At 66.6% G+C, this 25,182-nt stretch carries 20 protein-coding genes and 1 pseudogene; 4 read left to right on the forward strand and 17 right to left on the reverse strand.

The window, feature by feature from the left end:
• The first annotated feature begins 13 nt into the window (after positions 1-13).
• The gene (locus tag RMN56_RS29125) at positions 14-1,006 is read left to right on the forward strand and encodes a DUF1152 domain-containing protein (RefSeq protein WP_313724886.1); all 993 of its coding nucleotides are present in this window, start codon (positions 14-16) and stop codon (positions 1,004-1,006) included.
• 121 nt (positions 1,007-1,127) lie between these two features.
• On the opposite strand, the gene RMN56_RS29130 is transcribed toward RMN56_RS29125, so the two are convergent.
• The 5 genes from RMN56_RS29130 to RMN56_RS29150 all read right to left on the reverse strand — a co-directional run bounded on the left by RMN56_RS29130 (position 1,128) and on the right by RMN56_RS29150 (position 3,407).
• Positions 1,128-1,832 (reverse strand): VanZ family protein, encoded by a 705-nt coding sequence (locus RMN56_RS29130; protein ID WP_313721043.1) that lies wholly within the window; start codon positions 1,830-1,832, stop codon positions 1,128-1,130.
• 149 nt (positions 1,833-1,981) lie between these two features.
• Positions 1,982-2,317 (reverse strand): YnfA family protein, encoded by a 336-nt coding sequence (locus RMN56_RS29135; protein WP_313721044.1) that lies wholly within the window; start codon positions 2,315-2,317, stop codon positions 1,982-1,984.
• A 19-nt stretch (positions 2,318-2,336) separates the two neighbouring features.
• The gene (locus RMN56_RS29140) at positions 2,337-2,576 is read right to left on the reverse strand and encodes a hypothetical protein (RefSeq protein ID WP_313721045.1); all 240 of its coding nucleotides are present in this window, start codon (positions 2,574-2,576) and stop codon (positions 2,337-2,339) included.
• Positions 2,577-2,604: 28 nt separating this feature from the next.
• Complete coding sequence (locus RMN56_RS29145) at positions 2,605-3,054, reverse strand: MerR family transcriptional regulator (RefSeq protein ID WP_313721046.1); 450 nt, start codon at positions 3,052-3,054, stop codon at positions 2,605-2,607.
• Positions 3,051-3,407: a hypothetical protein gene (locus RMN56_RS29150; protein ID WP_313721047.1), complete on the reverse strand. Its 357-nt coding sequence runs from the start codon at positions 3,405-3,407 to the stop codon at positions 3,051-3,053. The genes RMN56_RS29145 and RMN56_RS29150 overlap by 4 nt, the downstream gene beginning before the upstream one ends.
• 659 nt (positions 3,408-4,066) lie before the next feature.
• Here RMN56_RS29150 and RMN56_RS29155 point away from each other — a divergent pair.
• Positions 4,067-4,996: a gamma-glutamylcyclotransferase family protein gene (locus RMN56_RS29155; RefSeq protein WP_313721048.1), complete on the forward strand. Its 930-nt coding sequence runs from the start codon at positions 4,067-4,069 to the stop codon at positions 4,994-4,996.
• A 450-nt stretch (positions 4,997-5,446) separates the two neighbouring features.
• Here the strand turns inward: RMN56_RS29155 and RMN56_RS29160 are convergent, their stop codons facing one another.
• The 12 genes and pseudogenes from RMN56_RS29160 to RMN56_RS29210 all read right to left on the reverse strand — a co-directional run bounded on the left by RMN56_RS29160 (position 5,447) and on the right by RMN56_RS29210 (position 23,543).
• Positions 5,447-6,889 carry a hypothetical protein gene (locus RMN56_RS29160; protein ID WP_313721049.1) on the reverse strand — a complete coding sequence of 481 codons (1,443 nt, stop codon included), beginning with the start codon at positions 6,887-6,889 and terminating at the stop codon, positions 5,447-5,449.
• A complete protein-coding gene (locus RMN56_RS29165; RefSeq protein ID WP_313721050.1) occupies positions 6,879-8,504 on the reverse strand; it encodes a TerB family tellurite resistance protein in 1,626 nt (541 codons plus the stop codon). Before RMN56_RS29165 ends, RMN56_RS29160 begins: the two co-directional genes overlap by 11 nt.
• Before the next feature lie 144 nt (positions 8,505-8,648).
• Complete coding sequence (locus RMN56_RS29170; RefSeq protein WP_313721051.1) at positions 8,649-9,935, reverse strand: hypothetical protein; 1,287 nt, start codon at positions 9,933-9,935, stop codon at positions 8,649-8,651.
• Between the two features lie 109 nt (positions 9,936-10,044).
• A pseudogene (locus RMN56_RS32805) lies at positions 10,045-10,456 on the reverse strand (transposase); the annotation flags it as partial.
• Complete coding sequence (locus RMN56_RS32810; RefSeq protein ID WP_376787242.1) at positions 10,414-10,872, reverse strand: transposase; 459 nt, start codon at positions 10,870-10,872, stop codon at positions 10,414-10,416. The pseudogene RMN56_RS32805 and the gene RMN56_RS32810, both read right to left, overlap by 43 nt.
• Before the next feature lie 73 nt (positions 10,873-10,945).
• Positions 10,946-12,463, reverse strand: coding sequence for a CBS domain-containing anti-phage protein (locus tag RMN56_RS29180; RefSeq protein ID WP_512699747.1), 1,518 nt, complete (start codon positions 12,461-12,463; stop codon positions 10,946-10,948).
• A gap of 307 nt (positions 12,464-12,770) precedes the next feature.
• Complete coding sequence (locus RMN56_RS29185; protein ID WP_313721053.1) at positions 12,771-14,381, reverse strand: serine/threonine-protein kinase; 1,611 nt, start codon at positions 14,379-14,381, stop codon at positions 12,771-12,773.
• Positions 14,382-14,426: 45 nt separating this feature from the next.
• Positions 14,427-15,176 carry a hypothetical protein gene (locus RMN56_RS29190; protein WP_313721054.1) on the reverse strand — a complete coding sequence of 250 codons (750 nt, stop codon included), beginning with the start codon at positions 15,174-15,176 and terminating at the stop codon, positions 14,427-14,429.
• A 68-nt stretch (positions 15,177-15,244) separates the two neighbouring features.
• A complete protein-coding gene (locus RMN56_RS29195) occupies positions 15,245-18,301 on the reverse strand; it encodes a type I restriction endonuclease subunit R (protein WP_313721055.1) in 3,057 nt (1,018 codons plus the stop codon).
• Entirely contained in the window at positions 18,298-19,530 is a 1,233-nt protein-coding gene (locus RMN56_RS29200) for a restriction endonuclease subunit S (RefSeq protein ID WP_313721056.1), read from the reverse strand. Before RMN56_RS29200 ends, RMN56_RS29195 begins: the two co-directional genes overlap by 4 nt.
• Positions 19,527-21,488 (reverse strand): type I restriction-modification system subunit M, encoded by a 1,962-nt coding sequence (locus RMN56_RS29205; protein ID WP_313721058.1) that lies wholly within the window; start codon positions 21,486-21,488, stop codon positions 19,527-19,529. Before RMN56_RS29205 ends, RMN56_RS29200 begins: the two co-directional genes overlap by 4 nt.
• Positions 21,489-21,581: 93 nt before the next feature.
• Positions 21,582-23,543, reverse strand: coding sequence for an N-6 DNA methylase (locus RMN56_RS29210; RefSeq protein WP_313721059.1), 1,962 nt, complete (start codon positions 23,541-23,543; stop codon positions 21,582-21,584).
• 99 nt (positions 23,544-23,642) lie between these two features.
• On the opposite strand from RMN56_RS29210, the gene RMN56_RS29215 reads away from it, so the two are divergent.
• Positions 23,643-24,176: a DUF4352 domain-containing protein gene (locus tag RMN56_RS29215; protein ID WP_313721060.1), complete on the forward strand. Its 534-nt coding sequence runs from the start codon at positions 23,643-23,645 to the stop codon at positions 24,174-24,176.
• Between the two features lie 82 nt (positions 24,177-24,258).
• Positions 24,259-25,155 carry a hypothetical protein gene (locus tag RMN56_RS29220; RefSeq protein ID WP_313721061.1) on the forward strand — a complete coding sequence of 299 codons (897 nt, stop codon included), beginning with the start codon at positions 24,259-24,261 and terminating at the stop codon, positions 25,153-25,155.
• Positions 25,156-25,182 lie beyond the last annotated feature (27 nt).

Consider the following 25,182-nt stretch of genomic DNA (forward strand, 5'->3'; position numbering starts at 1 on the left):
TCATTGAGTGGTGATGAGCCCCGCCGCGCTGCCCCTCGACTCCGGCGCCTTCTCGTTGGCCGTTCCGCCACTGTTCGCCGCACTGGCGCCGGCGCGGAACATCCTCATCGCCGGAGCCGGCGGAGGGCTCGACGTGTACGCCGGCCTGCCCCTAGCGTTCGCCCTGCAGCGCAGCGGCGCGCAGGTGCACCTGGCCAGCCTGTCCTTCTCCGAGCTCGAATTGATCGACCGGGACGCATGGCTGTCAGAGCACGTCGCGGTGGTACAGCCGGACACCGGCAGCCCGGACTGGTACTTCCCCGAACGGACGCTCGCCCGGTGGCTGGCCGCTCAGAAACTGCCCTCGACCGTCTACGCCTTCCCGCCGCTCGGCGTCCAGACCTTACGGGCGGCGTACCGGCGCCTGGTCGAGCACCTCGACATCGACGCGGTGGTGCTCGTCGACGGCGGCACCGATGTCCTGTTACGCGGCGACGAAAGCGACCTCGGCACCCCGGTCGAGGACATCACCAGCCTGGCCGCCGTGGCCACGCTGGACGTGCCGGTCAAGCTGGTGACCAGCCTCGGCTTCGGTATCGACGCCTACGACGGCGTCAACCACGTTCAAGTGCTGGAGAACCTGGCCGCGCTCGACCGCGACGGTGGCTACCTCGGGGCCCTCTCCATCCCCGGTACCAGCCGGGAGGCGGCGCTCTACCGCGATGCTGTCGCGGCCGCCCAGGCCGCCACTCCCGACCGGCCGAGCATCGTCCAAGGACAGATCGCCGCCGCCACCACCGGCGCGTTCGGCGACGTCCGGTTCACCCGGCGCAACAGCGGCGGCGACCTGTTCGTCAACCCGCTGATGGCGATCTACTTCACCGTCGACCTCGACAAACTAGCCGCCCGATGCCTCTACCTCGACCGCATCGAGAACACCATCGGCCGGCGACAGGTCATCACCCGCATCCAAGCCTTCCGCGACGAACTCATCAACGCCCGCATCCCCCGCGCCTTTCCCCACTGAAGGCCCGGACGGCGGCAGAAGAGTGCGGCTTACTAGGGCTCGTCCTCCACGATCAGTACCTGCATACCGGCTGTCTATGGTCAGGAAAGTGTCGTTGACATTCGCCTACTGGACGCGCCGCTCAGCCTGCCGTTGCCGACGCGGGGCGTGGCCGGTCCGACGGTAGCTCCGCCGCGGTGCGCCACCAGTGGCGCGACGCGAGCCCGGCCAGCACGGCGCCGGCGGTGTTGACCAGCACGTCGTCAACGGAGGACACCCGGTCCAGCCGCAGGACGTACTGTGCGGTTTCAACCAGGGCCGAGCAGCCTGCGCCGAGCGCCAGGATCCGCGGCACGGACGCCAGCACCGCGAACCTCATCGGGGCGAAAAACCCTAGCGCCGCGAAGATCAGCAGGTTGCCGCCGATCCCGACGGGCCCCATCGTGAGCAGGTCCCGCAGCGGGATCAGGCTCACCCGGCCTGGGACGATGCCGGCCCCCGGTCCCGGCATCATGGTGATCCACACGAGCGGTACCGTCCCGTAGACCAGGCCCACCTCGGCCAGCGACATCCGCCACGCCGATGTGCCATCGGTGGCACGCCGAAAGCGCGCCAGAGCCCACGCCACCAGAGCAGCCAACGGCAGCCCCACCAGCATCATGAGCAGCACACCGTTGTCCGTGTCGTAGCAGCCGTGCCACCGCCCGGCCATGCACCTCGGAGCGGACATCAGAAGCGGTCGCCGCACGGCGAACGCGACGCTCGCCACGCCGATGACCGCCAGGCTCAGGAGCACGGTCCTGCGCGTGCGGCGGGCCGGTGCTGACAGGGATGCGCTGTGGTTCATGGGCCCATCTAATCGGTAGGGCTGTTTGGGTGGCGTAAGGACTCTCGATACGCCCGAAACACACGCCCGCGACCAACCCGCCCGGTGTGGCGGCGCACTCAGTTCTGCATGTCAGAGCGCGGCCGCGGAACGCTCGGCCGCGCTGGGGATTAGCTGCTTCGCGGTGCGTACGCGATGACGGCGACGCCGACGAGGCAGATGGCTGCGCCGATGAGGTCGTAGCGGTCGGGGCGGAACTTGTCGACGAGCATGCCCCAGGCGAGGGAGCCGGCGACGAAGATTCCGCCGTAGGCGGCCAGGATGCGGCCGAGGTTCGGGTCGGGTTGGAAGGCGGCGACGAAGCCGTAGAGTCCGAGCGCGACGACTCCGGCCGCGATCCAGATCAGTCCTCGGCTTTCCCGCCAACCCTGCCAGACCAGCCAGGCGCCGCCGATCTCCGCGAGCGCGGCAAGCAGGAACAGCAGGATCGAGCGGGCAACGGTCATGCGTCGGACCGTAGCGGCATCACCTCGCGGTCGTGCTGGTCCGGTGACCGCAAGAGCAGTCGCCGCCGGTGCAGCCGCTGTTGGGCCGGCGTTTGGTGGCCCACCACCAGGACAGAGCGGCGAGCACGGCCAGCGCGATGGCGGCGCCGGGCAGGAAGCGGTTGACCGCGACCCAGCCGGCGCCGCCGAGGATCCCGGCGGCCAGCAGCGCCGGTAGCACGCAGCAGGCAGCGCAGGCGGCTCCAACGAGTCCCGTCATTCCGGAGGGCAGTAGGCGGCGCAGCCGGTTAGCAGGTGTCGGCACGATCGTTCCTCTCGACCAGCTCGGCGAAGGGCAGGGGGCAGCAGGAGCTGCCGGCGCAGGCGACCAGGTCGTCGCAACCGGCTGCGATGGCGGCGCGCAGGGTGTCACGGATGACGGTCAGGTCGGCCAACTTCTGCTCCACCTCGATGAGCTTTTCCCTGGCGCGTGCCTGTAGGCCGCTGTCCGGTCGACCGCCGTGGTGATGCTGGCCGGCGTCGAGCAGGTCGGCAACCTCGTTGAGGGTGAAGCCGAGGCGTTGCGCGGTCTTGATGACCCGCAGCAGGGTGACCGACTCGGCCGGGTAGAGCCGGTGCCCACCGGGCGACCGCTGCGGCGAGGCGAGCAGGCCTCGGCGCTCGTAGTAGCGCAGCGTCTGCTGGTTGACCCCGGCCGCGTCGGCCAGCTGGCCGCTACGCAGTCCCGAACCGCTCATCCCTGATCCCGAACAGACACCGCGCGCTGGGCGAGGGCGTCGAGCACGTCGACGTGTGCCGCCGGTACCCGGACGTCCAACGCCAACGAGTCAGGCTCGGACCGCGAGAGGTCAAAAGCGAAGAACGAGCAGCAGGACGACTCCCGCGCCGTCAGATCCCGGGCCGTCTCCTCGACCTGCGCCGCGCCGTCGAGCTGCAACCGCAGATGCTGTGCCGACAGCCGGTCGACGCCCCGCACGGCGTCCGCGAAGAACTGATCAAACTCGGCGAGCCGCAGCGGCCGCTCAGCCGTCGGCAGGGTGCAGGCATCCGGTACCCAGGCGTCGTCCGTCGTGACGTGGTGGTCGCTCATACCTCGACGGTAAGCCTGTACCTAGGTACCAGATGCAAGCCCGAGGGTGGACCTCCTGGCGGACTGGTTGAGCAGCGCCATACGACGCTGGCCGGGATCGCCGCTCCCGGCGCGGCTCCATCGTTCATCGATCGGAGCGGAGGAGCCTGACGAGTAGCCACGGAAAGTAGCCAACGCGGCGGATTCGGCTGGATGATGCCGGACGTCAGCGGACCCACCGACCAACGCAGGACCAAGCTGACCAAGGGCCGCCCGCTCCTGGCAGTGTGGGGCACACAGGGGGCACAAGACACTGTTATGGCACAGTGCACCACGACGCACCGGATGGGTTCGGCCAGACCTCATGGTTCTGGTCGCCCGGCTCATTCTGGCTGAACTCGCCGGTGTCAATGTGGTGCCGCCGGGGCGACCACGGTCGCCTGACCCTCGGTGAGGCCTTATGCCCGTCACCACACGGCGCCTATTCGGGGTGGTCCGCCTGTAACTGCCCGAGGTCATCGCCGACCGTGGCCTGAACTGCGTCACCCTGCTCGTGCAGCCGGAGCCACCGAGCGAGGCCATGAGTTGCCGGGCCGGGTAGGAGATCCCCATCCCGTATGTCGCGCGGCCCTGCGCGGTGACGCCGGGGCTTGTCCTTTGGTCGTGGCAGACTTCGGTCCATGTTCGACGCCCCCCGAGCAATCTTCGTCTATGGCAGCCTGTGCCGAAGTGAATTGGCTCATCGGCAGGTGGAGCCCTGTATATCGGGGGTCGAGCGTGCGGAGCTCGCAGGCTACGGCCTCTACGTGCGCGACGGGCTTCCATTCATCACCGAGGTCCCAGGTGGTTCCGTCCGAGGTGATCTCCTGATGCCAACGGCCGAGCGTGCCGACGCCCTCCGACGCCGGGTTCAGGAGTATGAGGGTAACGATCTGTACATCGAACGAAGGGTAAGAGCGAAGGCCGAGACCGGGGGTGAGGTCGACGCCTGGGTTTACATCGGGCGCAGTCCGAGACGCGGCAACCCGCAGCTGCAGGAGCAGCGCTGGTCATCTGCTGATGACCCCTTGTTCAATGGTGGGCTGGACGGCATCTTCGGTTTCGCCAAACGCCATTTCGAGACCGTCAGGCCCATGCCCGCCGACATGGAAGGATTTTGGGAAGCCTTTCTCCCGATCCAGGGTCTGTACCTCACACTGTGCACGGTGCTCGAGCGGTACACCGCCCTCGTGTTCGGCCCGAGGCTTGAACCAGGCAAACGGTTGAGCCGACTCCAAGCCGAATCGGCCACCATGGCGGCTGTGGCAGAGGTGAACCCGCCGTCGATCGAGGTCCGCGACAGCCGAGACCCTCGCGAGCGAGAATGCGCTCCCGGCAGGAGTTCGTTCGACGCCTGGTACCAGGTCCGCAGCAATCTCTCGCACCGCGGCAAGGCCGCGTTCACTGACTTTGTGCTCGTGGAACGAAGCATCGTCGGCCTCCATGACACCTTGCGCCATCTACTGGCCAGCCAGCTGCCCCTAACTCACACAGCCCGGCGGAGCTTCGCTGGCGACGACCGAATGCTTCGCCCGATCTACTGGCAAAGCCGCGGACCGGAACGTGTCTGAGGTCGTGAGTACGCCATCGCTTGCAGGTCCGTGTGGGCGAGTCGAGCCTGCCGGTTAGTCCTGAACGCTATCGACCTTGCGGTACTGGGCCATGCACGGACAGACGCCTCGATCGCCGGGCACGCTGACAGTGCGCAATACCAAGCCGGACTCCGCGCAGGGCCGTCCCGGGTTCAGTGCATCCGGTAGCTCCCAACCTGCTCCTCATCTCGGGCGGGAGGCCGCCGGCGGCTAATCGGCTGGCACGCTCGCTTTGTCGCGCAGCCCGCGCCCCTGCTTGGCGGGGATTCGAAGTGCCGGGCCCGCTGCTGCAACCGATCCGCTGCCTCGGGTCGCCGCATCCTCAAGCTCGGTCCGCTCCCCCGGCATCCGGCGCCGCCGCTGCCGAGCGAGCCGCGGCTGGCTCAGGAGTACGGGCTGAGCCGGACGAGCGAGGCCGATGTAAGACAGTCAGATTGACAGTCTGCCCAGGCTCGTGGCTTGGCTCGCTGATGACGATTGCCCCTCGGATTCGGTGAGGAGCAATTCCCATTCCTTCTCCAGGGCTTGATTGATTCGATGGTCGCGGGCGATGGCTTCTTTGAACCAGGCGATGGTGGCGGGCGCCATGGCGAGAATCTGGTTGTAGTTGAGGGCGGCCGGGTTCATGCCAAACAGCAGCCCGGTCTTGAGAAGTGTGCCTGAGGTGGCGATGGTGTGCCCGAGTAGCAGCATGGAGGTGAGTTTGGCGTGCTCCAGCTTCCGTTGCGCTGCGGTACCGCCGGTGGCGTAGCTCTTGAGAAGCCAGTACCCGCGGATGATTGCGGACACGACGCCAGGAGTGATGCCCATTGTGAAGAAGTGGCGCAGGTCGTAGCCGTTCGTATACATGTAGCGGGCGACGTCGGTCCAGGGCACCTTGACACCGGAGGGGCCTAGTGCGAACGGGGAAGTGATCTGTCCGAGTTGAAGCAGGCTGAAGAATGGGGGCTGCAGGCCGGCAGGTGTGTAGACGTCCGAGAGCAGATGGCGCACCTGGGTGATGAGGGCGGTGATCAGGTCGATCGGAGTGGCGCCGGTTGGGACCTGGATCAGTTGCCCTGCCTTGTCGATGTAGGTGCCGGTGCCGTGCATGAGATCTGCCACGCCGTAGAGGAATCCCAGGGCCGGATCGTGGCCGAGGCTCTGGAGCCGATGGGTAGCTGGCCGCATGCCGCTGACCAGGCCTCCGGTGGCCATCGTGGTGGGGGCGTCATAGGGCACTTTGGCCAGTTTTTCGAAGCCCTTGAAGAATCGGGCGTGGACGTCTCGAGCCCGATCCTTGTCCTTGAGCCATTTGGTGAGGGGCGATCCCATCCGCGTCTTGCCTAGGAAGGTGGAGTCCTGGGGGATGCGGACGAGGATGACGTCGAGGAGAGTCGCGAGGGCTCCGGCAACCAGGACGACCGTCCAGTCGGTCTTGTCCCAGCTGATGTCGCCATGTTCCTCGGTGTAGCTGCGCAGGCTGCGAGCTATCTGGCCGGAGGGAAGAACCTGCTGGAGCGGGTCCCGGGTCAGATCGATACCCAACAGATCCAACCGGGCTTCGGCAAGCCTGACGAGCTGATCGAAGTCGCTATCGGTCGGGACGATGGGCACGGCGTAACGGGGGTAGCTCGGTGTCTCGACACTCACAGTGGCCACTGCGCTCGACTGGGACTCTTGAGCTAGTACGAGGACGCCCATTGCCTGGAGACGGGCGCGCACCGCATCGAACTCGGACTCGACCGAGTCCAGGGTGTCGCTGACGCGAAGTTCGCGTTCGAGGACATCCTTGAGGTCGAATTCCACCTGGTCGAACAAGCCCCGCAGTTCGGTCAGCGTGACGGCCTGGTAAGCCACGACCGCGGCAGCCGAAAGCTGGTCACCCGACACTGAGCGGCTCCCGCCGTTCGAAGGCCTCCTGACTGGACTGCAGATTCACCAGGGCCAACTGGAAGGCGGCCAACTCATCCCTGAGAGTGGCGAGTCGCTCCTCGTTCCTCGTGGTCTGGGTGAGGTAGGCCTCCATCCGGTGACCGAGCCCCGCGATGTCGTCAGTGAGCTCGGCCATCGCCTGCTGGTGACTCTTGATGACCTGCTGAATCAGATGCTCGCGCCGATTTTCTCGTTCACGCTCGTTGGTGGCCAGGACCCAACGCGCGCCTTGGTGGACCGCGACCCCGAGAATCACCACGGTGCCGATCCCGGTGACCATCGCGCTCAGGCCCAGCAGACCGCCGAACCCCAGGGCCGCCAAACCCGAGGTGATTCCCGCCCCGCTGAGGCCGGAGACGCTGCCAGCAAGACTGATCGCGGCGATCGGGGCACCGAACGCAGCCGCCTTGGCAGCAATGTCCTTGGTGGTGGCCTCCAACTGGCTGGTCGTGATCTTGCCGGAAGCAAAGTCCTCTTCCGCAATCACGAACCGTTCGGTCGCCTCCACGACCTTGTCAGCTGACTCGGCGAACACGAGTCCTGCGACCAGCACGATTCGCTCACGCTCGACGTCTGCAGCATGTCTGTCAGCACGCGAGATTCGCACCAGATCGCGCACCAGCACCGTGAACACCGGCTCGCGCTGATCCTCCTCGAGGCAGTCGTGCAATTTTCTGGACAGCTCCACCGTGGCGTCGGGGACCCCTGCGTCGCTCGCCGTATCGCGTTGCGCCCCAGTGATCTCCCTGCGCAACTCCGATCGCGCTTCGCCGTCGAGACCAATCGTCGATGCGAACAAGTACAGATTCGCGATCTCGCGAGGATCGAGGAGGCCGTCGACCAGAGCCAAGCTCACCAACACCCGACAATAGAGCAACTTCCCGTCCGCGCTGAGCGCGGACAAGTCGCCGACATCGGCGGGGTTGCCGGACGACCAGGCCGACAGGCCCTCCTTGACTTCTCCGACCTTCGCCATCACCTGCTCGGCGGACTGCTTCACCCTCTCCTGGGCATCGCCAGCAGCATCAGCGACAAGCTGCCTCGCGACGCTCGTGCTGTCGGCAACCATCCGTCCAGCGGCGTCGGCAACGCCCTTCAGCCGTCCAAACCCAACATCACGAAGGCCCATCGCCATCCCTCTCACGTCCTTTGGCGAAAGGCTATCGGTAGCCACCGACGGGACGACGTCCTCCCAGCGGCCCAAGCGCATGTCCTCATCGGCCAAATTTCGATGCCCTACAGCTGTGGCGCCGCCAGCCTCGCCGAGCGCCTCTATGCCTGGCGAGCCACCCGGAGCCCGGCCGCCGCCGCGCGGCTCGTCTGCACCACGGCTTCTGACAGCGAGGGCATCCTCGGCGAACTCGTCGCGCTCAGTGAGCTGTCGCGCTTGGCCGGCGTCGTCACCTCGGCACATCCGCACCGTGGACAGCTTGTCGACCTTGCGGCTGACACCGCGAGGGCCCTCCAACCGCAGTGACGGCAGCGGCCGCAGCACGTCACGCTCCACGGCCAGGCGATCATCGGCGATCGCCTGGGTCTCGCCGTGCTTTTCACGCTGATCTCGGCGCACCATGCGACCGCGGCGGCACTGGCTACGCTCAGGTCGCCGCCGAAGTCGTCGGCGGGCACGACCAGGTCCGAATTCGCCAGGCGCACTGATCTCGGCTTTATCGTCGCCGCAGACGAGAACACCGGTCCGATTGGGGCCCCCTCTCCCCTACTGTGGAGCGAGCATCAACACAGCACCTTCTTTAGAAACCGCCGTGACGATCTCATCCGGCTCGCGCCCGGAGGACGTCCGATCGGGCGTACCCCGCTCGGCGACGCTCTGTTGGGCCTCAATCACCTGGTCCGCGTCGCTCTCACTGAGGGCGTCGTCGACCTCCGCAGCCAGACCAAACACCACTTCCAACTCGCCGCCGGGCAAGGTGATCAGATTTCGAACGCCCACGACCTCCAGACCGTCGGGCGTCTGGCGTCGGACCCGCTGTGGCCGTGCATCCGCGTCCCTGTCTAGCCTCGCGCGGTAAACCGGGGGCGCCCATGTCCGGAAGGCGTAGTCGTTGCCGGCAAAGTCGGCGAGGCTTGCCCAGGATGACTGAACACCGGCCCGCACCAGGTTTTCGGCGGATAGCGGCTCGCCCTCGTCGATGTCGACGTGTACGGTCCGCTCGAACGTCTCACGCTCGACGTGCACCTCTGCCGCGTCCTCGAACAACTCCGACACCTCGACGCGGTGCGTCGGCTCTAGGACGGTCCGACGCCGTCCAGGCGACAGTTCCAGCGCCCTGCAGTAGACCCAGTTGTCTGCTAGAACCGTGCCGACCGCGAGGCCTGGAGGTTGGCGACCGGCGACGGCCACCCCGCGCAGCTGCACGCACGCCGAGGCCATCTGCTTCAGCCCGTACCCCCAGTTCTTGGTGCCCTTGCACTCGACCACGGCGTAGCGGTAGCGGTCGTCGCTCCCCGGAATTTCCGCGATCAGCAAGTAGTCGGGGCGCCGGCTGCGGCGCTGCGTGACCGACGCTTTCACCGCGCCTGCCCTAATGAAGCCGCTGGCGAGGGCGACGTCGATGTCGACGACACGTGCGATCGCGCTGTCGGGCCATCGGTTCGCCATCCACTCCTCAGCTCGGTGCACCGCGAAACCGACGCCCAGTTCCTCCGAAGTGACCCGGCGCTGGTTTCCGCCGATCCGCTGCCCCGCAGACGACAAGCAGAGCTGCCCGTCCGGGTCGGCGTCGAACAGTCCCAGATACCGCAGCAGTGACCAGTGTTGGTGCACTTCGTACAGATCGGTCTGGTATTCCGGCTTCGTCGCGACAGCGAGCCGGAGTAGGACGTCCACCGGTCGCACCGTCGCCTCACCATGCAGTGCAGGGATGTGCCGCACGCCGAGGTCTTGGTCGGCGTATGCCTGCACGTCGAGGCAGAGCTGGCTGTCGCTCACACCAGCAAACGTCAAGGGCTGCGCGACGATGTCTAGGGCTTGACGGAGATCCATCTTCGATATTCTGCCCACCCACAGCAATCGCCGCTGCCCCCGCGCACGTCAGAGCCAGCGCAGCCGCGCCCGTTCAGGATACCGACGGCCGTGTCGTCAGTTAGAACTCCTAACTCTTTGAGCGTTGGAGTCGCCGCCAGCAGACGATGGAGCAGGCGAGGGTGAGGAAGGCTTGGTGGATGTCGTCGCGGATCTCCCAGCGGATGCGTAGCCGGCGGAACCAGTGCAGCAGGGCGATGGTCTGCTCGATGACCCAGCGTCGGGTGCCGAGGCCGGAGCCGTGGTCGACGCCGCGTCGGGCGATGACCGGGGTGATGCCCCCTGCCGCGGAGCTGGCGGCGGTAGATGTCGTAGTCGTAGCCCCGGTCGGCGTAGATCCGCTCGGGCCGCTGCCGGGGTCGACCGCGGATGCCCTTGATCCGGGGAACCTTGTCGACCAGGGGCATCAGTTGGATGACGTCGTGGCGGTTGCCGCCGGTCAGGCTGACGGCGAGGGGGATGCCGCCCGCGTCGGTGATGACGTGGTGTTTCGGGCCTGGCTTGCGGCGGTCGACCGGGCTCGGGCCGGTTTTGGGCCCCCTTTGAGCGCCCGGATGTGGGAGCCGTCGATCACCGCCCGGGACATGTCCAGTTGACCGGCGGCCCGGAGTTTGCCCAGTAGAAGCTCGTGCAGTCGTTGCCACACGCCGGCATCGTTCCAGTCTCGTAGCCGCCACCAGCAGGCCATGCCTGACCCAAACCCGAGCTCTTGGGGTAGGTACTCCCACGGGATCCCGGTGTAGAGCACGAACAAGACCCCGCACAACACCTTCCGGTCATCAAGCGGCTTGCGACCGGGATAGCGCCGCCGACGAGGCGGGCGAGGCGGCAGCAACGGCTCGACCTCGGCCCACAGGTCGTCCGAAACGATCCACGGCGGCTGCTCACCTCGCCTCACGGCCGATCACTGTAGTTGATCGTCCATCACGGACATACTCACGCGTCCGCCTAGATCATTCTGTTAGGAGTTTTTAGCTGACGTCAACCGCTCTGATCATGTTTGCGAACGCCAGAACGACCTCCAGTTGATCCGACGTCACAGGGTCGGGCGAGAAGTGCATGACCTCATTGCGAATCTTGGTCACTCGGTCCAACTGCTCTATGAAGATCCCGTAGTCGAGGCGCCATCCCAGAAGCTTGAAGGTGTCTTCGTCCTTGAGAATGTGCTTGTAGTTGCCGAGGCTAAGGTCGTCAACGGACTTGACCCGGTTCGGCTGACGCGTAGCGCCTCGGACATCCTCGAAGGGAAGCCGGCTCTGCACCCGTCGCCGCAGCCTCAGCTCAATCTCCTCGAGCAGCGCGAAGGGACGGGTCATGTTACCGAACTTCTCGGTCAGGTCGGAGGCGGTGATGATCCCCGAGATGCTTCGGCGATCTACGCCGCGCACGAAGACGAACCCGCGCGAGCAGATCTCTTCGATCTGATTCAGGAGGTGCTCATCGTGCTCGACAACCCGAGCGGACACTGTCACGTCGGCAAGATCTACTCGGCTCCGCGAGAGTTGGGCCTTGCTGATCGATTCCCAACTGACGGCGCCATACAGGTTCCCGTGGTCGTCGAAGACTGCCAGTTGTGAGTAGTTGAACTTAAGCATCAGCGTGGTGGCGAGTTGGAGAGAGTCACCGAGGCGGACGCCTACCACCCCCGAGTTGCCTGCTTGAAGTTGCCCCACTCGTAGCGCGTCAGCCGCCCGGATGACATCGGCTTCGTCCTCGGGTTCATCGGCTCCGACCGCTGCGTCGCTGGTCGGCTCTGTCTTCGCCGGCACGAGCGCCACTTCGGAGTCGAGTGAGACACTAGTAAAGGAGGGGCGGGTAGTGAGGCCACGATCCGCCAGATCGGCGCTGATCTGCTCAACGGTCTGGGCTGTTCGCCTCGTGAAATCCCACCGCTCGATTAGCTCGCGCACGGTAAGGCGCACCGAATCGCGTTCGGCAACTTCCACGGCGTGGTCCAGCAGCGCATCCACGGTGTCGAGGTCGTCCGTTTCCAGACCCGATGGAGGGCGCCCTGGATCGATCTGGCTCTCGGCGAGCTCCCTGATCCGTCGCGGGGCGTCGTAACGGGTGAGGGCACAGACCGTGAGCAGGGAACCCAGGCTGTGGAGCAGGTCGGACTTGATCAGGCTCTTCGACACACTGGTGTTCAGCCACTTGACCGGGCGCACATGCCGGAAGCCTTCAGGCGCGGCAGCGCGGTACCGGTAGGGTCCCGCAATCTGACCTATGGCAATCGTGCCGTTCCTGGTTTTGAGGGGCATAACGACAAGGTCGCCTTCCTCAGCTTGGCCGATGACCCGCCAAATCTGCCCGGTCCAGTTGGCGATGACCCGCTCGCTCTCGTCGGGATAGGCTTCTCTGACGAAGTCGCGGAGCTGCTCGCGAGATTGACATTCGGTGAGGGCACCGAGTTCGGTCCAGCCAAGGATGGCAAGTCCTTCAGCCATTGCTTCCTGCTCGCGCTCGCCGCTGCTCCCCGCTCGGATCATCCATGCCGCAGTCAAGTCAACCCCACCTCCCTAGCGCACCTATGACAGCCCCTCGACCGCTTCCGCTGGCGATCGAGACAGCAGTCAGACGGCCTCGCAGCCCATCTTCAGACGGTTTTCACGCTTCTGCATCCAAATCACCACGTCGAGCACTCGGAGAGACTTCCGGTCTCGGCCAGACCGGCGACGGTAGGAAGTTGGCGTAGCCGACCCAAGAGGATGGTGTTCTCTCGATGCGGCCTCTCGTGCATCCACCGCTCCACTCGCTCGACGCAGTGCTTGACCGTAGCTTCGAGTTCGAACACGCTCATCGCTCCTCTCGCCCTCCGCCTGTCTCGCCTGGGACGCTTTCGTCCAAACGATCGAGATGAACCAGCAAGGCTTGGATTTCCACCGCCGCCGGTGACTGTGGCCCCTGCCTGGCGCCGATGTCCCCGAGCAGCTCCATCAGTTTGTTCCGAGCAGCGGTCACGTCACCGACGCCAGCAGCGAGCATGGCAATCTGCTGACGCAACGCGAAGAGCCCGGGCGAGCCCGAAGGCATTGTCTGCTGTTCCTCGGCCAGCAGCGCTTCCAACTCACGGAGCGCCTCAGCCGCCTCTCCCAGCTCCGCCTGGCACATCGCCGCCTGCTGCCGGCACTGCCAGATCAGCTCCTGGTCGGGGACGGGACGTTGAGCCAGATCGGGTATGAGCCGCTGGAACTCAGCCAGCGCCTGCCGGAACGCGCCCGCGAGGACGTGGAGGTTGGCCAGGTAAAGCCGTAGTTCCAGGACCCTCGGCTGCTTGGCGCCGCGCCCCCTCCTGATCGGACGCAGCGCCGTTTCGAGCAGCTCGGCGGCCTGGGTGAACCGCTCCTCCTCAGCAAGTTCCCAGGCACGCTCCTCCACCTCCGCCAAGTGATCTAGCGACGGCGGCTCGACGAGCTCAGGGGCAACGCGAGGCCGAACGATGTCGACCCGCGACGGCGACAGCGGCGGCGTACGCGGGGGCAGCGGGCCGAAGGGGTACCGGTGCGGCATGGTGGGGTCGATCGACTGACCATCACCAATCTGCAGCGCCAGATCCTCGGCCACCCCGGGCTCGACCGTGCCGAACGGCGCCAGGATTCCGTACACCTCGGCGGCAGAGCCGGGACGGTCCTGCGGGTCCTTCGCGAGCATCCGCCCGACGATCGACACGAGGCCATCGGGCACACCGGCCCGATGCTCGGCCACCGAGGGGATCGGATCGTTCATGTGCCGGTGCAGCAAGCCGAGCGCGGTGTCCGCTCGGTACGGCGGGTTTCCCGTCAGCAGCTCGAACAGAACACAACCCAGCGCATAGAGGTCGGCCCTCGGCCCGACCGTGCTGTTAAGCGCCTGCTCTGGAGCCATGTACGTGGGCGTACCGAGGGTGTGGCTGGTGGCGGTCAGCCGGGGCACGTCAGGCCCGAGCAGTGCTGCCACGCCGAAGTCGAGGACCTTGACCGCACCGGTCGGGGTGACCATGAGGTTCTGCGGCTTCAGGTCCCGGTGTACCAGGGACGCGGCGTGGGCGGCCGCGAGCACGGAGCAGATCTGTGCGCCGATCGCGGCGGCCCACGGCATTGCGAGCCAGCCCCGTTCGGCGATCAGATCCGCCAGGACCACGCCCGGCACGAGCTGCATGACGATGTAGATGTCGTCACCGTGGTAACCCACGTCGTGGACGCTCGGCACACCGGGGTGGTCCAACCTGGCCGTAACCCTGGCTTCCCGCATGAAGCGTTCGACTGTGCTGTCCCGTTCGTGCTCGGGAATGGTGAGCTTGCGGAGGAACTTGATGGCGACCGGTCGGTCCAGCTTCTCGTCGAAGCCGGCCCACACCTCCCCCATGCCGCCATGACCGAGCGGGTACGTCAACTCGTACCGCTCGGCCACCCGCTCCTGCGCCTGCATCCGACTCCCCCTGCATCCGGCCGCAGATTCCGCTGGTTCGCTCAGCTAGAACCGCTCACCGTATAGATCCGCCAACTCCCGGTACGCCTCGCGAACCGCCTCAAGGGCATCGGGGTCGTGGGCGGCGTTCTCCCCAGCCAAGGCTGCGAGTTCGAGGGCGGTCTGAATCCGGGCCAGTTCCGCCTCGGTCTGCTCCCAGAGCGTTGTTGCCTTCTCCCGCTGCTTAACAAGAGCCTGAAAAGCATGATTGTTCGGCGTCCGAATCGGCAGCGGCTGGTGGTGACGGCGGACGACCCGCGGGCGAAGCTGCTGCCGACGGCTGAGAATCTCCGCGGCCTCCCACAACATCTGCGCGAGCAGCCGCCCTCCCTGGGCCGGTTCAATTGCTTCTTCCACGTCAGGGAGGGCGCGGCCAGCTCGCTCGGCCAACGCGACCAGCTGAGAGAATTCCTCTCGCTCCTCGTTCTCGTGTAACTCGCGGTGTAGTTCCGGGAACGCCGCCTGGTCTGGCGCCACCACCCGAGGAGGCGGTGCTTGCGATAACACCCCCGCCAAGGAGAGCCCAAGTACCAATACCGCCAGGACAAACACGGCCAGTGCAGGCACACCGCTGAAGAACAGCCCCAGAGCGCCGATCAACACCAGCGTGGCTAGGACGATGATGGCGGCGACATTGGGAGGTTTCTGAGGCGCCGGCGCGCCTCGCAGGTCCGTCATGCTGCCCCACTCGTGCTTGAGTGGTGCCTTGGACACCCTGAGCGGAGCCAGAGCAGCCACGGTCCGCGTGTCGTCCACGGCGATCCAGAGGTGGAAGGGTGGGTCGGACGGGGACACCCGTCCTCCTCTCGGCAGAGTTGGGAAAGTCAGGCGATGCCCTTGCGGCGCCGGATCATCTGGTACGCCTGTCGGCGCGCGAACTGGTTGAGCTGCGACCGCAGGTTCTCGTCGTCCAGGTAACGCTGCATCAGCTTGCCGTTGTCGTCGTGCCGGGACAGGATCACGTCCTCGATCCGCTTGTCGCAGACGACGCCGAAGTTGCTTTCGTCGTTGACCATTGCGGCGGCTTCGAGGGTGCCGTCCTCGGCCAGGGCGACGATCTGCTGTTCGACCCAGACCTTGTCGGCCTCGCCCAGCCCGATGCCGAACTTGTCGTTGAACACGTCGATCAACTCGGACAACGCCACCTTCTCCAGATCGTGCTGACGCCCCGCTCCCTCGCCGACGAAGCCGGGCAGCATCTGCTCCCCTTCCGGCGACAGCGACGCGTCGTGCTCACCGGTCTTGGCAACGCGCAGGTGGGTCAGCTGCACCTCGCCGATGTCCACCGACGGGTCCTGCCGGCGCGGCAGCCGGTTCAGCAGAGCCCGCCCGTACAGGTAGAGCCGTTCCAGGTCCGCGTCCTGGTAGGGGACGATCTGGCTGAGGAACGCGTACATCCGGGTGTAGTCGCGCAGCGCGGACCGAAAGCCGTCCGCGGCCTCATGGTCGTCGTCGGCCAGGGCCTTGAAGCGTTGCACCGCCGGCTCCGTGAAGCGGTAGAGGGAGGCGTGGGCCCGCTGGAGGGCGGTGTCGCTGGTCGCCTTCTGCTCCGCGGCGAGCAGCGCCTCGGCGTACGCCTGCATCTCCGAGTCGACCAGGACCGGGTAGCCGGTCACCGCGTTCTGCGCAGTGTAGAGCAGGTTGGGGTCGGTGGGGGTGGTGGCGGCGGTTTCGAAGTACGGCTTGAACTGCTCGGCGACGTCTCCGGCCTCGTTGACGAAGTCGAGGACGAAGACGTCTCCCTGTGCCTTGAGCGGGTGGGTGCGGTTGAGCCGGGACAGGGTCTGGACCGCGGCGACGCTCTTGAGCAGCTTGTCCACGTACATCGTGGTGAGCAGCGGCTGATCGAAGCCGGTCTGGTACTTCTCGGCGACGACCAGGATCTTGTACTCGACGTCCTGCTTGGCCTTCGGCGTGCCGGCGTACTTGTCGTCGGCGGCCGTGTAGGCGAACCGCTCGGGCAGCTCACCCTCGCTGAACCCGTTGCTCCGCGCCTCGGTGTGCTCGACCCCGTCGATCTCCAGGTCGCCGGAGAAGGCGACCAGGGAGTCGCAGCCCACGTACTGCTGCATCTCGACGTACTTCTTGATGGCGGTCTGCAGGCGGACGGCGGCCTCGCGGGAGCCGGTGGCCACCATCGCCTTGGCGCGCCCGCCGAGACGCAACGCGGTGTGCTTGCGGAAGTGCTCGATGATGATCTCAGCCTTCTGGGCCTGCATGGTGGGGTGCAGGCTGGCGAAGCGGGCGAGCTGGGCGCCGGCCTTCTTCGGGTCGACCTCCGGGTCGTCGGGGTTGGCGTTGGCCAGCTTCCAGTACGCCTTGTAGGTCAGGTAGTTGCGTAGCACGTCGAGGATGAAGCCCTCGTCGATGGCCTGGCGCATCGAGTACGTGTGGAACGGCTGCGGGTTGCCGGTGACCGGGTGCGGCGTGCCGAAGAGTTCGAGGGTCTTCGGCTTCGGTGTGGCGGTGAACGCGAAGTACGACAGCGTCTCGTGCCGGCCGCGGGCCAACGCCGAGGCGGTGAGCAGGTCGCCCGACTCGTCCACGTCGTCGCTGCCGAGCTTGAGCAGCACCTTCTTCAGCCCGGCAGCCGAGTCGCCGGACTGCGACGAGTGCGCCTCGTCGACGATGACCGCGAACCGCTTGCCCTTGAGCCCCTGCACCTTGTCGAGGATGAAGGGGAACTTCTGCATCGTGGTGATGATGATCTTCGCCGTCTCGCCCTGGAGGGCGGCAGCGAGCTGGGCGGAGTCCTTGTCGATCCGCTGCACCACGCCCGGCACGTGCTCGAACTGGAACACCGTGTCCTGCAACTGCCGGTCCAGCACCACCCGATCGGTGATGATGACGACCTTGTCGAAAACCGGCTCGTTGGGGCGCAGTCCCTTGGCCCGGGCGTCCTCGTCAAGTGTGGGCGCGGTATGCAGGCTGGAGAGCCGGTGCGCCAGCCAGGCGATGGTGTTCGACTTGCCAGACCCGGCCGAGTGCATGACCAGGTAGTTGCGGCCGGAGCCGTTGCGGGCGGCATGGTCGGTGAGCTGGGTGACCGCGTGCCACTGGTGGTAGCGTGGGAAGATCAGGGCCCGCGATTCCTTGTCGGTGTGCAGGAACCGCCGGACCAGGTCCATCCAGGTGTCCGGGTGCCAGATCTGCTCCCAGAGGTAGGAGCTGCGGTAGCCCGATGCGCCCGCAGGCGGGTTGCCGGCGCCGCCGGAGACGCCCGGCCCGTCGGAGCCGATGTTGAAGGGCAGGAACCGGGTCTTGTCGCCAGCAAGCTTCGTCGTGATGAAGACCAGGTCGGGATCCACGGCGAAGTGCACGAGGGTACGCCGCGAGAAGAGCAGTTCCTTCGGGTCGCGGGTCTCGCGGTACTGCTTCTTGGCGTCCTCGACGGTTTGGCCGGTCAGCGGGTTCTTCAGCTCAGCCGTGGCGAGCGGGATGCCGTTGACGAAGAGCACCAAATCGAGGGTGTTGTGGTTCTGGGTCGAGTAGGCGAGCTGGCGGGTGACGGTGAGGCGGTTGGCGCGGTAGAGCTTGAGCGCGTCGTCGGTGATGGCGTGGGCAGGCTTGAAGTAGGCGAGGCGGATCAGGACGCCCTTGTCCTTGACGCCACGACGGAGGACGTCGAGGGGACCGCGCTCGTCGATCTGCTTGGCGAGGTACCGCGCGAATTGCCGCTGTGCCTCGTCCGGGTTCTTGCCGTGGTACGCCAGCAGCTTCGTGCACTCGTCCGGCTGCGTCGCGCCGATGAACGCGAACAGCTCGGCGCTGTCCAGCCCGAACTGTCGGACATAGTTGCTGGTGGCCCCTTGCAGCCACCCAGAGCCGAGTAGGGCACCCTCGATCGCCGCCTCGAACGACTGCTCCTGATGGCAACTCATACGTCCGCTCCCTCAGCCGTCGAGGCATCCAGCTGGCCGCAAACAGCCGCCGTAACGACCGCGTGATACCGCTCTGTCAGAAGCGCGAGGCTCTGCCGCACCAATTCCTCCGAGCGCTCAAGTTGACCAAACGCGTCGTCAAGCTCGTGGGCGACCTGTCGCTGCAACTCCAATGGCAGCAGAGGCACCTCGCGCTTATGCAGATCATTCCGATTGAGACCAGGTATAGCGGATCTTGCTTGCTCCATCTCGAAGGGAAGAGATTTTAGTAGGTAGTAACAGAATCTAGGGTCGTTTCCTTTGAAGTCTCGAACATAGAGAGTTGTATTGTGCGGCCAGAAGTCTCGGCCAACCCAGTGGACAGCGCCAGCGGACCCATATCTTCCGACGACAACGCCAGGGCCTTTTACTATTGCCACATCATGTTCGCCGACTACACCTGCGGTTGTTACGACGACAACATTCCCGGGCCGGCGTTGCTCGGCAGTCAGATCGATGCCACGCTGCAGTTGGACCGCGCGCAATAACGGAACGATCTGGCCCTCGGAATGCAGGGCAGGATACCACGGCACGTTCGTCTCAACCGGTGTTGCAGAAAGGTGAGCTCCGGAGACCATCAAAGGCAGCATAGAGCGCCTGCGTTCGCTTAGTAGGATCAGTTGGCGCTGCCGCCGCTCGACTACACGCCGGAAGCGGATAGTCTGCCGGTCGAGGAAGTCGACGATCCGCCGCTGCTCAATCAACGGCGGCAGGGGGGTACGCAACTGCTCAATGTCCGGCATATAGATCGTTTTATGTGTTGATCCCGCAGCGACCCGCCGCAGGTCCGGTGCCATTGCCTTCAGAACATAAAGCAGGAACTTCGGATGCAGTCCGTGGCCGCATGTCCAGGTGGCAAAGTCCTGGCTAGTCGCCATATCCTTGCCCATGATTGCAGAAAATCCAACCGAGGCCGTCCTGGAAAGAATTACCGTACCTGCGGGGTGCTTTACGGCAGCAGAGTGAGCAAGGCCAAGAGCGCTGACTTTCTCCTTTGTATCTTGGATTAGGTCAGCGCTTTGGTCCCGCAGTTGCCACACATCAGCGAGCGTGATCCATGGAATGTCGCAGTTTTGCCAGTACTCCGGCTTTTGACGGCTCGGGGTGTGCCCTGTCCCCAGCTTCGCCACGTACCGAATAGGAACGGTTTCGTATCGCGAGTTGACGAGCCAGGGTGCTATCTCGCTCACCGCGTCACCTTGCCGAGCAGGGTCTGAATTTCGTTCTCCACGGCCTTGATTTCTGCATCGATATCCGCGAGCGACCGCGGGGGATGATAGACGTAGAAATGGCGGGTGAAGGGGACCTCGTACCCGATCTTGGTCTTGGCCTCGTCGATCCAGGCGTCGGGGACGTGTGGCAGCACCTCGCGCTTGAGGTAGTCGTGGATGTCCTCGTCGAGCGACACGTTCTCGTTGTCGCGCAGGTCAGCGTCCGGCAGCGGGTTGCCCTTGCGGTCGGTCTGCACCTCCCCCTCCGGGTCGCTGGCCGAGAACGCCACCCACACCGCCTTCTCCACGGCCGCCGGCAGCTTTCCCAACGCGTTCACCTCGATCGCGAACTCAGCCCGAGCCACAGACCGCAGACCGACCAATGACTTCGCCGCCGCCAGCAGCGACTCCCGCTCCGCGTACTTGAGGACCGCCTTCGCTTCCGCCAGCAGCGCGACGGTCTCCTCGGTGACCTCGAAGCGCAGCCGCAGCGGACGCTCGACGGTGATGCGCTGGTAGCCGAAGTCGGTGGTGTTGAAGACCTTCACCTTAGCGTGCTGCGCGTGCTCCGGGTCGTCCGCGATGGACAGGGCCTCCACATAGGCGCGAGTCAGCTCGGCGATGTGTTCGTCGGTGAGCATCTTGCGCTTGTCGCCGAGGCTCTTGCGCATCCTGGTCCAGTAGTCGCGGCCGTCGAGCAGCACGACCTTCCGCCGGCGCGCTGGCTCCTTCCGATTGGTGAGGATCCAGAAGTAGGTGGAGATGCCGGTGTTGTAGAACAACTGGTCGGGCAGCGCGACGACGCCCTCCAGCAAGTCGTTCTCCAGGATCCAGCGGCGGATCTCCGACTCCCCCGACCCGGCGGCGCCGGTGAAGAGCGGCGAGCCGTTGAAGACGATCGCCAGCCGGCTGCCGCCGTCCTCGGGGCGCTTCATCTTCGAGATCATGTGCTGGAGGAAGAGCAGCGAACCGTCGTTGATCCGGGGCAGTCCGGCGCCGAACCGGCCGGCGTGGCCCCGGGCCGCCTCGTCCTTGATGGACTTCTCGACCTTCTTCCACTCCACGCCGAAAGGCGGGTTGGCGAGCATGTAGTCGAACCGCTCGTCCTCGTGGCCGTCCTGGCTGAACGAGTTGCCGAAGGCAATCTTTGTCGGGTCGCCGCCCTTGAGCATCATGTCGGAGCGGCAGATGGCGTACGTCTCGCCGTTGAGTTCCTGCCCGTACACCTCGACGGTGGCGTGCGGGTTGTGCTCCTGGATGTGGTCCTGAGCCTCGCTGAGCATGCCGCCGGTGCCGCAGGCCGGGTCGTAGACCTTGCGCACGATGCCCGGGGTGATCAGGTCGTCCTCGTCGGGGGCGAGGAGCAGGTTGACCATCAGCTTGATGACCTCGCGCGGGGTGAAGTGCTCACCGGCGGTCTCGTTGCTGATTTCGGAGAAGCGGCGGATCAGTTCCTCGAAGACGTACCCCATCTGGTGGTTGGAGACCACGTCCGGGTGCAGGTCGATATCAGCGAACTTGGCGACCACCTGGTAGAGCAGCCCGGCTTCGGCGAGCCGGCTGATCTGCGTGTCGAAGCCGTACTTGTCAAGCACGTCGACGGCGCCGGGCGAGAAGCCACCGATGTAGGCGCGCAGGTTGAGCGCGACGTGGTCCTGGTCGCCGAGGAGCTTGCGGATGGACATCTCGCTGGTGTTGTAGAACGACAGCCCGGCGGTCTTGCGTAGCACCGGGTCCATGTTCTGCACGCCCATGTCCTTGAGCTGCTTGTGCCGGGCGAGCACCGCGTCCTTCGTCGGCTCGAGCACGCAGTCGAGACGCCGGAGCACGGTCAGCGGGAGGATCACCCGGCCGTACTCGGACTGCTTGTAGTCGCCGCGGAGCAGGTCGGCCACCGACCAGATGAAGTTCGCCAGCTCTTGGTGCTTAGTGCTCACCAGGTTCCTTTCGATTGCCTTAAGTCAGGCAGTATGCCCGTTGTCCTGCATCGTTGTAGTCCCCCGCCCGGGGGCGGATCGTCGTCCAATCCGTCAGCTCGGCGGCCTCCTGGGGTCCTTACCTCGCCGAGGGCCGCCGGGATGACGCTGATCAGGTCGGAGCGCCCCGCGCGCGAGGCCGTCGGCGGTGAGCTGGACCATTTCCGCGCCAAGGGTCGCCGCCTGTCGGATTGCCGACTCGAACGCATCGAGTCGCCGGAACGCCTCCCCGTGCGCGCGCTGCTCGTCCAGCGGCAGCCGCCGCACCTGGGCCCGCCGGATGTCGAACCGCAGCGTCCCGGACAGGCTCGACGCCTGCTTCTCGTTTGCCGACGTCCGCAGCTGACCGGCGAGAAACCACGAGTCCAGCGCCGCCGGATTGGGCCGCAGCAGGTAGAGGTTCCGCCCCAGCAGCGCCCCCTCGGTCGTCACCACGCGGGCGGTGAGCTGGCGCGCGATCATCGGCACCACCACGTCCCCGGCCGCGAGCCGGACCTCCTGGCCGAGCCGCCCGTCGTCCCGGCCGGAGGGACCTTCGCCGCCCAGAACGTCCTGGACGGTCAGCACCGACGGCCCGCCGGCTGAGGGCTCACCGCCCTCGGATGACGCGGCGCGGATCGGGCCGATCAGCTGCAGTGCACCGGCGCGGGCCAGCTCGCCCACCGACAGGAACTCCCCGTCCGTTCCCTCGGGCGACGGAGTCACCTGCGGCATCAGCCCCGGCAGGTCGCCGACGATGGCAGCGAGGCGCTCTCTGGTGCGTACCAGATGCTCCCCCGTCACCTCGCCCGCGACGGTGGGTTGGCGGCGCGCGGGGGTGAGGTCGACCTCCTCGTCGAGCAGCTCGATGACCGGGACCGCCCGGGCGAAGCCGGCCTCCTCGACGTCGGCGTCCGGCGCGGCGGTGAAGGCGCGCCAGACGGCGAGGATCCGCGCGTAGGTCTCGGCAGCGTCGCCGGCAGCGGCGTCCACCAGCAGCGTCCGCGCCGGAGGCGGCGCGTCGGGTGCCGGCCGCCGCAGCACCCACAGGTGCAGGGGTACGCCGTGCGGCGCGGCCACGCCGGGCGGAAGCGCGATGACGGCCCGCAAAGCGCCGCGGCGCAGCAGCTCGGCGCGGATGCGGCGGCCGGGGCGTCGGCTGGCGACGGTGGGTGGCATCAGCAGGACGGCATGGCCACCGGCGCGTAGGTGGGCCAGGGCGTGCTGCGCCCAGGCCAGCTCCGGCTCGGTACGTGGGGTGGTGCCGACGATCCAGCGGGGGTCGTGGCCGAGCTCCTCGTCGCCCCAGTTGGCGGCACCGAACGGCGGGTGGCAGACGACGGCGTCGAAGGTGCGGCCGGCGAAGGCATCGGCGCGCAGCGAGTCACCGGTGCAGACCTCCCCCGCCACGTCGCGCAGGGCCAGCCACAATCCGGCGAGCCGGGCGAGGTCCTCGTCGATTTCCTGCCCGTAGGCCGAGGTGCAGCCGGCGCGGACGGCGGCGCGCAACGTGGCGCCAGAGCCGGCGGCCGGGTCGAGGACAGAGCCGCCACCGACGCCGACGAGCCCGACCATCAGATCCGCCAGGTCGTCCGGGGTGGCGAACGGGCGGCCCGGTCCGGGAGCGGAGAACCGTTGCCACAGCGCGTCGAAGGCGCCCTGCGATCCGAGTTCGTCGGCGAGCGCCTCGACGTCGGGCAGTAGCGGCTTGAACTGCGGATCAGCTGAACGGCCGGGGCCTTGACCGCGTTGCCGGGCCAGGAGCAGGGCGCCGACGGCGGCCAGGCCGGCGGCGGGTGACTGGCTCGCGGCGGCGAGATGCCGCCACAGCCGGTCGGCGCTGGCCAGCTCGGGAAGTTTCCCCTGGGCGTGGAGCCACTGCTCGACCTGCCCCAGGTCGAACTCGGGACTGGCCGCGGTGCCGCCAACCGGGGCGGGGAAGTCGGCGTGTCGTTTGCGCCAGTTGCTGACTGCGGCCCGACCGACACCGGCGAGCCGGGCGATCTCCGCTGCGGTGATGGTCGGTGTCTCCTGCACGTTCGGAGTGTGTCACACCTGTCAAGCATCATGTGTGTTGACAGCGTTCACAGATGATGCTCTCATTGACGCCGCCACGTTCACAGCAGGAGGAAAACGATGCGCAAGGCCACCACTCTCGCTCTGCTCGCCACCGGTCTCGTCGCGCTGGGCTGCGGCGCCGGCTCCACGGACGACGCCACCAGCAGCAAGGCCGACGCCGGCGGCGCCAAGGGCGAGGACAAGCCCGCCAAGGTCGCGAAGATCGGTCAGCCGGCCAGGGACGGCAAGTTCGAGTTCACGGTCAAGTCGTCCAAGTGCGGCGTCACCAAGATCGGCACCGACCTGATCGGCGCCAAGGCCCAGGGCCAGTTCTGCCTGGTCACGCTCAACGTCAAGAACATCGGCAAGGAGGCGCAGATGTTCGATGGCAGCAGCCAGAAGGCGTACGCCGCCAACGGCACCGAGTACTCCGCCGACGGCGGGGCCGCCATCTACGCCAACAAGAACGCCGAGACGTTCCTCAACGACATCAACCCCGGCAACCAGGTCACCGGCGTGGTCGTCTTCGACATCCCGAAGAACGTGAAGATCGCCAAGCTCGAGCTGCACGACTCGCCGTTCTCCGGCGGCGTGACCGTCTCCCTCGCCTGATCCACCGCTGGCTTTGGGGCGGGCGCCACCGCCCGCCCCAGCCATGCCCCGTTCCTTGCCGCTGTTCACAGAGGAGACCGCCATGACGGATCCGACCCAGCCCATTCCGCACGATGAGCCGGCCAACCGGGATGCGGCACTGCCGCAGTCCGCGCCCACGCCGACGGGTGCCGCCGCTCCCCCGCTCGCCAGCCCGGCCACTCCCGCCAGGCCCTCCACCGCCCGCGCCCTGGTGATCGGTGGCGCCGCGCTCGCCATCGCCCTGTGCTGCGGCGGCACCGTGATCAACGCGCTCGGCAGCGACGACGATGCCAAGCCGACGTCCATCGCCGCCACCTCGGCCAGCCCGAGCAGCGCGGCACCGACCACCGCGGCGCCGACGACCGCGACACCGACGACTGCCGCCCCCACGTCAGCCGCCCCGGCCACGACGGAGCCGGCGCCCACCACCGCGCCGCCCACTCCGAAGCCGAAGGTAATCAAGGGACGCGGCGACGACGTGGTGAAGATCCGCGAACTGACGGAGCTGTCCGTCGTGAAGTTCACCTGCAAGTGCACCAGCAACACCGTCCTGAAGAGCGACGGCGACGGCCTGCTCGTCAACGAGATCGGTTCGTACAGCGGCAAGCGGTGGATCAACCTGGAGGACGGTTCGCTGACCACGCAGTTAGAGATCGAGGCGACGGGGTCGTGGACGCTGACGATCGGGACCGTCGACCAACTGGCCACCGCCTTCCCAAGCGGGAAGGCGTCCGGCAAGGGTGACGACGTGCTGGTGCTGGGGGGCACCGCCAGCGCCGTCAAGATCACCCATCGAAAGGGCAGCTCCAACTTCGCCGTCCACGCCTACTCGCTCGATACCGGCGAGGGTGGCCTGCTGGTCAACGAGATCGGTGCGTACTCCGGCACCCGCCCGCTGTCCGCGCCGGCCCTCGTCCAGATCACCGCCGACGGCTACTGGACGATCACGCCCGCCTGACCCGTCCACGACATCCGCTTCACCGAG

It is taken from the genome of Micromonospora halotolerans (assembly GCF_032108445.1).
Lineage (GTDB): Bacteria > Actinomycetota > Actinomycetes > Mycobacteriales > Micromonosporaceae > Micromonospora > Micromonospora halotolerans.

Coding starts and splice junctions, on each gene's coding strand:
- RMN56_RS29185 (WP_313721053.1), bottom strand. CDS start 14,381: ATGCAGGCGCAGGAGCGGGTGGCCGAGCGGTACGAGTTGACGTACCCG.
- RMN56_RS29155 (WP_313721048.1), top strand. CDS start 4,067: ATGTTCGACGCCCCCCGAGCAATCTTCGTCTATGGCAGCCTGTGCCGA.
- RMN56_RS29135 (WP_313721044.1), bottom strand. CDS start 2,317: ATGACCGTTGCCCGCTCGATCCTGCTGTTCCTGCTTGCCGCGCTCGCG.
- RMN56_RS29140 (WP_313721045.1), bottom strand. CDS start 2,576: ATGACGGGACTCGTTGGAGCCGCCTGCGCTGCCTGCTGCGTGCTACCG.
- RMN56_RS29170 (WP_313721051.1), bottom strand. CDS start 9,935: ATGGATCTCCGTCAAGCCCTAGACATCGTCGCGCAGCCCTTGACGTTT.
- RMN56_RS29130 (WP_313721043.1), bottom strand. CDS start 1,832: ATGAACCACAGCGCATCCCTGTCAGCACCGGCCCGCCGCACGCGCAGG.
- RMN56_RS29195 (WP_313721055.1), bottom strand. CDS start 18,301: ATGAGTTGCCATCAGGAGCAGTCGTTCGAGGCGGCGATCGAGGGTGCC.
- RMN56_RS29180 (WP_512699747.1), bottom strand. CDS start 12,463: ATGATCCGAGCGGGGAGCAGCGGCGAGCGCGAGCAGGAAGCAATGGCT.
- RMN56_RS29145 (WP_313721046.1), bottom strand. CDS start 3,054: ATGAGCGGTTCGGGACTGCGTAGCGGCCAGCTGGCCGACGCGGCCGGG.
- RMN56_RS29165 (WP_313721050.1), bottom strand. CDS start 8,504: ATGGTGCGCCGAGATCAGCGTGAAAAGCACGGCGAGACCCAGGCGATC.
- RMN56_RS29125 (WP_313724886.1), top strand. CDS start 14: ATGAGCCCCGCCGCGCTGCCCCTCGACTCCGGCGCCTTCTCGTTGGCC.
- RMN56_RS29215 (WP_313721060.1), top strand. CDS start 23,643: ATGCGCAAGGCCACCACTCTCGCTCTGCTCGCCACCGGTCTCGTCGCG.
- RMN56_RS29220 (WP_313721061.1), top strand. CDS start 24,259: ATGACGGATCCGACCCAGCCCATTCCGCACGATGAGCCGGCCAACCGG.
- RMN56_RS29150 (WP_313721047.1), bottom strand. CDS start 3,407: ATGAGCGACCACCACGTCACGACGGACGACGCCTGGGTACCGGATGCC.